A 9,682-nucleotide genomic window follows, 5' to 3' on the forward strand; every position below is an offset into this window, starting at 1 on the left:
GGGGGCAGCCTCATGACCTATGCGAATGCCGCGGACGGCGTGCCGGGCGATGCCCCGCGCGATGCTGTCTCCACCTATGAACGCCACCGGGCCGAACTGCGCGCCTCCAAACGGCTTTGGAACATCGTGGCGCTGTTGGCCTTTCTCGTCTGCCTCGGCCTGTCGGTCTGGATCAGCCAGTTCTACCCCGAACGTCTGGCCAACGGCCTGCCGCGCATCTTCGAATATTTCGCCACGATCCTGCCCGACCTGCAATGGAACCTGCTCTTCGAAGGCCGGGCCGAGGATGGCCGCGCCGTGCCGGGCTCGCTTACCTTCTGGTACACCGACTTCTGGACCTATGTCGCGCTGATCTGGGAAACGATCCTGATGGCGATCACCGCGACGCTTATGGGCGCGGGCGTGGCCTTCGTCCTGTCCTTTCCGGCTGCGGCAAATCTTGCGCCGAACAGCTGGGTCTACTGGCTCTCGCGCCGCTTTCTCGAGATCTGCCGCGGCATCCCGGAAATCCTTCTGGCGCTCGTTTTCGTCTTCATGATCGGCATCGGCCCTTTGGCGGGCGTTCTGGCCATCGCGATCCACACGGCGGGCGCGCTGGGCAAGCTGTTCGCGGAGGTGAATGAAAACGCCTCCTCCCGCCCGATCGAAGGCATCACCGCCGTCGGCGGCACATGGGCCGAAAAGATGGCCTACGGCGTCGTCCCGCAGGTCGCGCCGAATTTCTTCAGCTACGCCATGCTGCGTTTCGAGATCAACGTGCGCGCCTCCTCCATCATCGGCTTCGTCGGCGCGGGCGGCATCGGGCAGGAACTCAACCGCGTCATCTCCTTCTATTCCGATGACAGGGTGATGGCCGTCCTCATCCTCGTCGTGCTGACCGTGACCATCATCGACCTGATCTCCGAGCGGATCCGCCTCGGCTATATCGGGCGGGAGAATTTCGCATGAGCATCGCCTCCCTCTCCGCCGTCACCGAGGATCAGGTGGCGGGCCTGCGCGCCTCCCATCCCGGCGCCTTCGACACGCCGCTGCGGACGCTCCGGCGCTGGGCACCGCTGATCCTTGCCATCCTCTATGTCATCGGCTCGCTGTGGTATTTCGACTTCGGGCGGCTCCTCGACGCCTCCGACCGCGTGCTGCGCCTCTTGCGCAATTTCGTGGTCTGGCAAGACATGGCCGATTGGTCCTATCGCCAGATCTATGTCGGCATCGCCCAGACGCTCGCCATGGCCTTTCTCGGCACGCTTCTGGGCACCATCGGGGCGTTGGGCGTGGGCTTTCTGGCCGCGCGCAACGTCATGCCCGTCATGATCGTGCGCCAGATCGTGCGCCGCATCCTCGACATCCTGCGCGGCATCGACAGCCTCGTCTGGGGCCTTGTTTTCGTGCGCGCCGTGGGGCTCGGGCCGCTGGCGGGCGTTCTCGCCATCTTCGTCTCGGACCTCGGCACGCTCTCGAAACTCTATTCCGAGGCGATCGAGAACATCGACCGCAAGCAGGTCGAAGGGGTCAAGGCCACCGGCGCAAGCCAGCTCGGCGTGATCCGCTACGGCTATATCCCGCAGGTCCTGCCGGTCTTCATCTCGCAATCGCTCTATTTCCTCGAGAGCAACACGCGGTCTGCCACCATCCTCGGCATCGTGGGCGCAGGCGGCATCGGGATGATCATCATCGAACGCTTCCGCGCACAGCTTTACGATCAGGTCGCCTTCGTGGTGCTGAACGTGCTGGTCCTGATCTTCGCCATTGACTGGCTGTCCAAGCGCGTGCGCCTCTGGGCCATCGGAGAAAAGCACGATCCATGACCAAACAGCTGACCGAGGCCCCGACCATCCACCCAGAGGCGGAGATCGGGGCCGATGTGACCCTCGGCCGCTGGACCGAGGTGGGCCGCCTGACCAAGCTCGCCCAGTGCGAACTGGGCGATTATTCCTACATCTGCGATTTCGGCCACGTGATCTGGTCGACCGTGGGCAAATGGACCAACATCGCCAACATGGTCCGTCTCAACCCCGGCAACCATCCCACCTGGCGCGCAAGCCAGCACCACGCCATCTACCGCGCCGCCCAATACGGCTTCGGCGCGGACGAGGCCGAGTTTTTCGACTGGCGGCGTGATCATTGGGTGACCATCGGCCATGACGTCTGGATCGGCCATGGCGCGACGGTGCTTGCGGGCGTGACCGTGGGCACAGGGGCCGTGGTGGGGGCAGGGGCCGTCGTCACGCGCGACGTGCCGCCCTACACCATCGTCGCGGGCAGCCCGGCGCGGCCCATCCGCCGCCGCTTCACCGACGCCCAGGAACAAGCGCTGATGGACATCGCGTGGTGGGATTGGGACCACGCCCGCTTCGGCGCGGCCATCCCCGATTTCCGCGCCCTGCCCATCGACGCCTTCATCGAGAAATACCGCCCCTAATCCCCGGCATCCGCCGCCCCGACCGGCGCGCGGGTCCGGCGCGCCAGCGCCTCCAGCGCGGCAAGGGCGCGCGGCTCGGGCCTTGCCCGCGTCTGGGCCTTCGCGGCTGGCAATCCGGGTCCGCCCGGATGCAGGTGCAGGCCCGTCTGATGAACCCGCATCATCTTGTCCATGCCTTCCGCATGCGGCAGCCCCTCGGGGCCGAGGCTCAGGATGCCGCCCCGCCACGACAGGGTCACCGGCCCCTCCAGCATCCGCGCCACATCGGCGGCAAAGGGCAGGATCAGCACCGGCACCAAGACCCCCTCCATCCCGACACCATCGGCCGGCATCAGCCGCGCCATGTCGCTCAGCGACGCGCCCGTCCGGATCGGGCATAGCGCGCCCCCCGCACCGCGCCACACCCGGTCGAGCGCCCGCACCGGCGCCAGACCGGGATCGCGCCGCACCCGGATCTCGGCCAAAAGCCCCGCCAGCGCCGCCGCCCCGTCCAGCCCCGCCGCGCACAGGATCCGCACCGCCCGCCCGGCCTCGTCCGCCAAATCCCAGGGCAGGCCCGCCCCCCGTGCCGCCCGCCGCGCCAAGGCCTCGATCTCGCCAAAGGACAGGCTGTCGGTCATCCCCCGATCCTTTCCGCGACGGGGCAGGGCGCACCGCCGAACACCCGCGCCGCCACCCGGTCGGCCTGTCCCCCCGTCCAGACCTCGGCCCCGAGGAACGCCAGCATCGCCCGGATCAACAATTCGGGCCGCAGATCAGCGTCGATCAGGTTCTCGCGGATCTCGGCATAGGGCGCGAAGCCCGCGATCTGCGCCCGCCGGATCGCGCGGCGATGGTCGGGATGATCCAGCAAAACCTGCGCCACAGGCGTCTCGTCGGGATAACGCCCCAGCACCCGCCACGCCCGCACCGCGTCATGCACGACCGCCAGCGGCAGTTCAAAGGGTGCGCCCGGCCCGCCTTTGCGCGCGCCCAGCCTCGGGTCCTGCTCGTCGCCCGTCATCGACCAGGCCAGCGCGGTCATCGACACCTCCGACCAGTCGCGCTCCAGCGCCCAACCATGCACCCCCGCGATCAGCGCGCGCACCCGCCCCACGGGCAGCGCCCCGTCGATCCGGAAATCCCTGTCCAGCGTGTCCGACATGCAATGCCCCAGACCGTCGATCAGCGCGCCATGCGGCTCCAGCATGGCCGAGGCCAGAACCTCCTGCGCGGCCACCGGCAAGGCCTGCGCCGCCCAAGCCGCCAGATCGGCCCAAGGTGCCCGCGCCGCAGGCCCCGCCTCCATCCGCGCCAGCAGCGCCGCGCGCCCCTCGAACTCCGTCGCCGCGATGCGTTCGGCCACCTCCCGCCACGCCGGACCTTGCGCCTGATCCAAGGCCCGTACCCGCCCTAACGCCTCTTCGCGCGCCATCATCCATGTGTTGAAGAGACAAGGATGGTTCACCGGAAAGGCCGCCATCCCCAGCCCGGCCCAAAGGCCGACACCGAGCGCTTGCGCCGGCCCCTGCGCCAAGGCCACGGCCCCCGCGCCGCCCCGTGCCGCGGCCATCGCCTCGCACAGGTCGCGCGCCAACAACCGCGCCAGCCACAACATCAGCAATTCCGCCTGATAGGGCGCATGAAGCTCGGCCCTGTCCGCGATCAGATCCCGGTCCGTCGTCCCCGCCTTGCCCGCGGCCAAAACCGCTCCGGTCCAGACCAGCGCACCCGCCTGCGCGACCAACTCGGGCCGGGGCTGTGCGCCTTGGGCCAGCGCCGCGACGACATGGGGCCACAGGATCGCGTCACGCTCCAACCGGGCCACGCACAATTCCGTCTCGCTCACCCGGAACGGCCACGGTCCGCCAAGACAGCCACTCAACCGGGCCAGCGCCGCCGCCCCCGGAACACCCTCATGCAGCGCCACGCCGATCCCATCCCCGGCACTGACGGCAACCAGCGCATAGCGCCGGGTCCCCAGATCGATCACATAGACCGCGCGCCCATGCCCCTCCGCGTCACACGCAAACAAGACGCGCTCGACGCCCCGTCCCGACAGGGACAGGCGGCGCAAAAGCTGCGGCACGAAACTCAAGCGGCAGGGCCGCATGTCCCCCAACCGTGCCAGTTGCATGACCTGCGCCGGGGGGCGCAACCCTCGGGCCGGGGGCGGGCCCGCCCCGCTCATTCGCGCAAGGTCCGTTGTGATGTCTTGCGCACCTCGCCCTGCGCGGATGTCTTGCACGCCGCGTCCCGCGCCGATGCCCGCCGCAGCGGATGCAGCGCCAAGCCTAGACTCCCCGCCTCTGGCGTGTCGCCGCAAGCGACCCTTCGCGGTCCATCCGTCCCCGCCGTGCCGCAGCCCATCGTGCGCCCGCCTTCCGTTGTCCCGCCCCCGCAGCATGGGCCGGGTTGCAGGGCAGGTCAAACCAATCCGGCGTCCGTCACCCCAGCCGCGTGTCCGTCCCGGTACGATCCGGCGCCGCCTCCGACCCGTCCCGGACCGGGGGGGTGACCGGGGCCATGCCCAGCATCGACAACACCGCCCGCACATCCGACGCGTTCCCGGCGGCCACCATCACCTCGGCCAGCAGCGACCGCAGCAGCGTCGCGCCCGGTTGCGCCTCGACCGCCGTCACAAGGATCGCCATCGCCGCGTCCAGATCACCGTCGCACAGCGCGATCCGCGCCCGGATATGCGCCTCCTGCGTCGGGGGTATTTCGCCCTCGACATGCGCCAGGATGCTGCGCGCAAGCTGGATCCGCCCCGCGTTCAGCGCCAGATCAATCAGGAAATCGACCGCATCGGGCCGTCGGTCGGGCAGGCGCGCCCGCCGCGCGCGGGCCAGCGCCGCAGCGATATCGCCCCGGCCCAGCAGCGCCCGAATCAACAGATGCCCGCCCTTGCCCGGGATCGGTACGTCAATCTTGTCCCCGCTGCGCCCCTCCGGCCGGGCCGTCGCGCCCTCCGCCCCGGTTGCAAGCCCCTCCGCATCGTCGATTGCCGTATGACGCGCCATTCCCAAACCCTCATTGTGTGTCGGCGGGCGGACAGCGGCGCGCAACTGTCCCGTCCGCCCCGCCGAACGCGGGCCGGGCCGATCCGGCGCATCGACATCCCCCACCCGCCACCCTTGCGGGGATCGGTTAACACTCGGTTAACGCGGTCAACGTCGCGCCCTGACGCCTGCGCCGGGTCAGGCGACCACGCGTTGGCCTACGTCCCTTTTCGCGCATCGCCGCCGCGCCCCGCCGCTTTTCCGCCCCGCGTCCGCGCAGCCGCGTTGCGCCGCGCGGCAAGTTGTTGCAACACTTGGTCATGGCCCATTTCGGCCCGTCGCCTGCCGCCGTTTCGCATCGAGGATCATTGTCTTGCCCGCCGTCTTGCCGTACCGCCCCGTTCCCCTTCGCGCCCTGTGCCTGTCTGTCGGGCTCCTTGTCTCGGGCATGGGCGGCGTCGCGGCGCAGGGCATCGGCCTGCCCGACGCGGACATTCTCGCAGCCCAGCAGGCGCAATACGACGCTGCGGTCCCCGGTTCCGTCTTCGCGCTGAACCCCTTGCGCAACTCCCAGACCGCGACCGGGGCCGATGGCACCAACTTTCGCCTCACCTCGGTCAATCCGGCGGTGAATTCATGGTTCGTGGTCGAGATCACGGCCCCCGGCGCGCGCCCGCGCAGCTATCATCTGGAAAACGCCGATCCCGCGCTCACCCAGATCTCGCTCGGGACAGAGGGCGGCGTGCCTGCGCTTCTCCTCGATCAGGACGGTCTGACCACCGCCTGCGCGCCCTGGGAAAACGGCGCGCTTGCGGCGGCCGCCGAAACCGATCTGCCCTTCGCACCGGTCTGTGACTGGGCGCTGTTTTTGCGCAACCCCGTGCGCGGCAACCGCACCACGCGCGAGGCCGTGTCGCAATTCCTGCGCGACAATGTCGTCTTCGGCGACCAGATCGTGAACCTGATCAAGGGCGCCTTCTTCGAAGATGCCTTCATGGTCTCCTCCGAAGGGCTGGAGACCGAGGCCGAGATCAGCGGCGTCGACCTCCTCGGAACGGCGCTCCTGTCGCAGACCCCCGCGATGCGCCCCGCCATGGGCTTCGACCTCGACGGGACCGATGGCGGCGCGATGACCGCGGGCAGCTGGTACGAGGTCACGGATGCGCCCGGCATCTACGCCAGCGTCATGCAACCCGGCATGATCGCGCGCGAGGTCTTCTCCGTCCCCGGCGCGAACGGTCTGGATGGCGTGGAAAACCGCGCCGATGTCTATCTCGTGGCCTTCGACATGTCGCGCTTCGACCTCGGCTACGAGATCGGCACCGATCATCCCGCGCTCGGCTGGTCGCCGCGCCCCTCGGGGGCGGGCCGCCACAATCAGGGCCCGGGCCCCGACGGGTTCGACCGACCCGATCCGCTGGTGTTCAACGGGATGCTCTCGCCCGTGCTCTACGAAACCGTCGCCGCCACCTTCACCGGCGGGTTCAAGCGCGAACACGGCGCTTGGCGCTTCGGGGATTACGCCACCTTCAACTGGGGCCACCATTACGGCTTTCTCACCCATGGCGTGACCTTCTCCCGGCTCTGGCCGACGCTCGCCACGCTCTACGTGCTCGATGACGGCACGATCGGGATGCGCAGCTGGACCGAGGAAGATGCCGCGCTGAGCGACCGCCTCGTCTTCGCCCGCCAGAACGGCGTCCCCCTGATCGAGAACGGCGTGCCGGGCGACCGCGTCACCTCCTGGGGCGGCGGCAACTGGTCGGGCTCGGCCGAGGCGAACCTGCGCACGCTGCGCGCGGGGGCTTGCCTGCGCAGCGTCGAAGGGCGGCAATTCCTGATCTACGCCTATTTCTCCGCCGCAACCCCCTCGGGCATGGCGCGCACCTTCCAGGCCTATCAATGCGATTATGCGATGCTTCTGGACATGAACAGCCAGGAGCTGACCTACATGGCCCTCTACACCCGGCAAAGCGGCGACCTGGAAACCCGCCACCTCGTGCGCGGCATGTCCGAGGCCGATCCGGGCGGCGTGCCCCGTTTCATCGCCGCCCCCGACAACCGCGATTTCTTCTACCTTGTGCGGAGGGACTGACGCCATGATCCGACCGATCCTCAAGACCGCGCTGGCGGCCCTGCTTCTGGCGCTGCCTGCCGGGGCCCAGACACTCACTGAGCGCAACGAGGCGATGTTCGCGCAGATGCAACAGATCCGCGGCCTCTCCTCCGCCGAGATCAGCCGCGTGCGCCAGATCTTCGCGGCCTCGCCCAATGGCTGGATGGGGCAGGGCAACCCCGCCGTCACCCAACACCCGCTCACCCCCGAAGAGGCCGCCGCCCGCCTCGGCGGTTCGGTCGCGCAGGTGCAATCGAGCTACCGCAACCGGGAATACGAGCGGATCTGCGGCGAACCTTTCATGGTCCCCCTCTACGATCCCGCGACGCAAAGCCCGCGCGACGCGACTGTCTGCGCCGATATGTTCGAATACCCCAACATTCCCATGGTCTACCCGGTCGTCTGGGTCCGCGCGAACGAGGCCGCCCAGCTCTGCGCCGCCGAAGGCAAACGCATGGGCGATGCCCATGAATGGGAAGGCGCCGCCGCAGGTCAGCTCCTGCCGCCCGATTACCCCTTCGACCGGATCCGCGGGATGGGGGCCTCGGCCGCCGTCAACACCATGCGCTCGCTGCACAATTCCCGCTACGCCAACACGTCGGGCACCTATTCCATCGGCAGCTGGCGCTCGGGCGTCTGCGCCACCGGGAGCTTCAAGAACGCGTCGTGCAATGGCGGCAGCTTCACGGGCTGCGGCTCCAACACCTATCCGGCCGGCTCCTTCCCCGAATGCCGCTCGCCCCTGGGCGTCTTCGACATCGACGGCAATGCCGCCGAACACATGAACCTGCCGCTTTCCGAGGATCAGATGGCCAGCCGCGGCTCGACCACGCTCGGCGTGACCGAGATGAAAGGCTCGTGGTTCATCTGGGATACGATCCGCGCCCATGAACATTGGGCCCGCTGGCGCGCGCCCTTCTGGCACGGCACCCGCGTGATGGCGGAGGGCAGCCACCGCAACTATCACCTCGGCTTCCGCTGCTTCCGCGACGTGGGCTGAGGCGCGGCGCCAAACCACCCAAGCCTTGCGTCAGCCCGCGCGCGGGGCAGCAAGCCAACCCTTGGTCCTGCCCAAAGGACAGACCCGTGCCGAACGCCCGGCTCATCCCAACGTTCGGGGGCCGTGCGCAGGCCTAACCCCCGCGCCCGATCGCGCCTAACACTCTTCATCTTGGAAAAAAACTCCGGGGGAGGCGCCGCAGGCGACGGGGGCAGCGCCCCCAACTGCCATACCACCGGTCCCGTCATGCAAGGATCAGCGCAGCGCGGCCAACCGCACCGTGGTTCCGCTCAGCGGCCCGTCGCTGTTCAACAGCCCCGCGTATTGCCCGTCGGTCAACAGCCCGCGCAAATCCACCGCGCGCCCGTCGACATAGGCGGTCCGCGCGACCAGCCGGATCCCGTGACTGTAATCGGCATAGGATGCGCCATGCACCGTCGACAGCGGTTGGATCGGGTCGCCGTTCGACCGGTGCCAGCCATAGATCGCCACGCGACCCGGCGCATTGGCCAGCCGATTGGCGATCACCACATCCTTCTTGTGGCCCGCGACCAGCAGGCCGGGGCGCGCGCCCGCGCGGGCGAATTGCGCCGCAACGGTCTGGTTGTGGCGCAGGAAATACTCGGTCGACGACATGGCCGAGGTCGGCGGCATCGGCGAGGGCTGTACCCGCACATCGGCCTGCGCATAGATGGCATCGACCATCCGCGTCGTCGGCAGCATCATCCCGTAGCCTTCCGCCACCCGCAGCGCGGCGGGCAGGCCCAGCGGCACCCGCACATGATCGGCATCCGACCCGATGGCAAGGTAATCGGGCGTGACGCAGATCGTGATCTCGGTCTGCCGTCCGCCCACAGTTCCGGCGAACCGCACCGGTTGCAGGTCGCGCAGGTGGTCGGGGATATTGCCGCGGAGCGCCTCGGTCGCCAGCGCGCTGTCGCGCGACGATCCGCTGCCGTTGCCGACGGCCGCCATGACGGCCGCGCCTCCGGCCGCCCGGTTCGGGCGGCGCGGGATATCGCGGGCCAATTGGCGCGAACAGGGGTTCGCGCCCGCGCGCGGGGCCACCTGTTCGGGGGGCACCACGCCCTCGAACGGGCAGCCGAAGGCGGTGGCGATGCCGCCCTCGATCATGATCCCCTTTTGCAGCATCAGGGCGCAGACCG

At 69.0% G+C, this 9,682-nt stretch carries 8 protein-coding genes and 1 pseudogene; 5 read left to right on the plus strand and 4 right to left on the minus strand.

Annotated features, from left to right (window positions below):
- Positions 1 to 12: 12 nt before the first annotated feature.
- The 3 genes from phnE (QQK63_RS17420) to QQK63_RS17430 are packed head-to-tail and all read left to right on the plus strand — an operon-like array spanning position 13 to position 2,419.
- Positions 13 to 948 (plus strand): phosphonate ABC transporter, permease protein PhnE, encoded by a 936-nt coding sequence (gene phnE / locus QQK63_RS17420; RefSeq protein ID WP_277828724.1) that lies wholly within the window; start codon positions 13 to 15, stop codon positions 946 to 948.
- A complete protein-coding gene (gene phnE, locus QQK63_RS17425; protein WP_277828722.1) occupies positions 945 to 1,805 on the plus strand; it encodes a phosphonate ABC transporter, permease protein PhnE in 861 nt (286 codons plus the stop codon). The genes phnE (QQK63_RS17420) and phnE (QQK63_RS17425) overlap by 4 nt, the downstream gene beginning before the upstream one ends.
- Positions 1,802 to 2,419 (plus strand): DapH/DapD/GlmU-related protein, encoded by a 618-nt coding sequence (locus tag QQK63_RS17430; protein ID WP_277828720.1) that lies wholly within the window; start codon positions 1,802 to 1,804, stop codon positions 2,417 to 2,419. Before phnE (QQK63_RS17425) ends, QQK63_RS17430 begins: the two co-directional genes overlap by 4 nt.
- On the opposite strand, the gene QQK63_RS17435 is transcribed toward QQK63_RS17430, so the two are convergent.
- From QQK63_RS17435 to QQK63_RS17445, 3 genes are all read right to left on the minus strand, one after another.
- The gene (locus tag QQK63_RS17435) at positions 2,416 to 3,039 is read right to left on the minus strand and encodes a DUF3726 domain-containing protein (RefSeq protein ID WP_277828718.1); all 624 of its coding nucleotides are present in this window, start codon (positions 3,037 to 3,039) and stop codon (positions 2,416 to 2,418) included. The two genes, QQK63_RS17430 and QQK63_RS17435, sit on opposite strands and share 4 nt — an antisense overlap.
- Positions 3,036 to 4,511, minus strand: coding sequence for a hypothetical protein (locus QQK63_RS17440; protein ID WP_277828717.1), 1,476 nt, complete (start codon positions 4,509 to 4,511; stop codon positions 3,036 to 3,038). The genes QQK63_RS17435 and QQK63_RS17440 overlap by 4 nt, the downstream gene beginning before the upstream one ends.
- A gap of 334 nt (positions 4,512 to 4,845) precedes the next feature.
- Positions 4,846 to 5,421, minus strand: a complete 576-nt coding sequence (locus tag QQK63_RS17445; RefSeq protein ID WP_277828716.1) for a tetratricopeptide repeat protein — start codon at positions 5,419 to 5,421, stop codon at positions 4,846 to 4,848.
- A gap of 352 nt (positions 5,422 to 5,773) precedes the next feature.
- On the opposite strand from QQK63_RS17445, the gene QQK63_RS17450 reads away from it, so the two are divergent.
- Positions 5,774 to 7,495, plus strand: coding sequence for a hypothetical protein (locus QQK63_RS17450; RefSeq protein WP_277828715.1), 1,722 nt, complete (start codon positions 5,774 to 5,776; stop codon positions 7,493 to 7,495).
- A 4-nt stretch (positions 7,496 to 7,499) separates the two neighbouring features.
- Positions 7,500 to 8,516: an SUMF1/EgtB/PvdO family nonheme iron enzyme gene (locus tag QQK63_RS17455; protein ID WP_277828714.1), complete on the plus strand. Its 1,017-nt coding sequence runs from the start codon at positions 7,500 to 7,502 to the stop codon at positions 8,514 to 8,516.
- A gap of 255 nt (positions 8,517 to 8,771) precedes the next feature.
- Here QQK63_RS17455 and QQK63_RS17460 read toward each other — a convergent pair.
- Positions 8,772 to 9,682 (minus strand): annotated as a pseudogene (locus tag QQK63_RS17460) (hypothetical protein); the annotation flags it as partial.

This window comes from Roseicyclus marinus, assembly GCF_030163795.1.
GTDB classification, from domain to species: Bacteria; Pseudomonadota; Alphaproteobacteria; order Rhodobacterales; family Rhodobacteraceae; genus Roseicyclus; species Roseicyclus marinus.

What these genes read in the sequence shown, in the direction of transcription:
- phnE (WP_277828724.1), top strand. Translation starts at nt 13, where the DNA reads ATGACCTATGCGAATGCCGCGGACGGCGTGCCGGGCGATGCCCCGCGC.
- phnE (WP_277828722.1), top strand. Translation starts at nt 945, where the DNA reads ATGAGCATCGCCTCCCTCTCCGCCGTCACCGAGGATCAGGTGGCGGGC.
- QQK63_RS17430 (WP_277828720.1), top strand. Translation starts at nt 1,802, where the DNA reads ATGACCAAACAGCTGACCGAGGCCCCGACCATCCACCCAGAGGCGGAG.
- QQK63_RS17435 (WP_277828718.1), bottom strand. Translation starts at nt 3,039, where the DNA reads ATGACCGACAGCCTGTCCTTTGGCGAGATCGAGGCCTTGGCGCGGCGG.
- QQK63_RS17440 (WP_277828717.1), bottom strand. Translation starts at nt 4,511, where the DNA reads ATGCGGCCCTGCCGCTTGAGTTTCGTGCCGCAGCTTTTGCGCCGCCTG.
- QQK63_RS17445 (WP_277828716.1), bottom strand. Translation starts at nt 5,421, where the DNA reads ATGGCGCGTCATACGGCAATCGACGATGCGGAGGGGCTTGCAACCGGG.
- QQK63_RS17455 (WP_277828714.1), top strand. Translation starts at nt 7,500, where the DNA reads ATGATCCGACCGATCCTCAAGACCGCGCTGGCGGCCCTGCTTCTGGCG.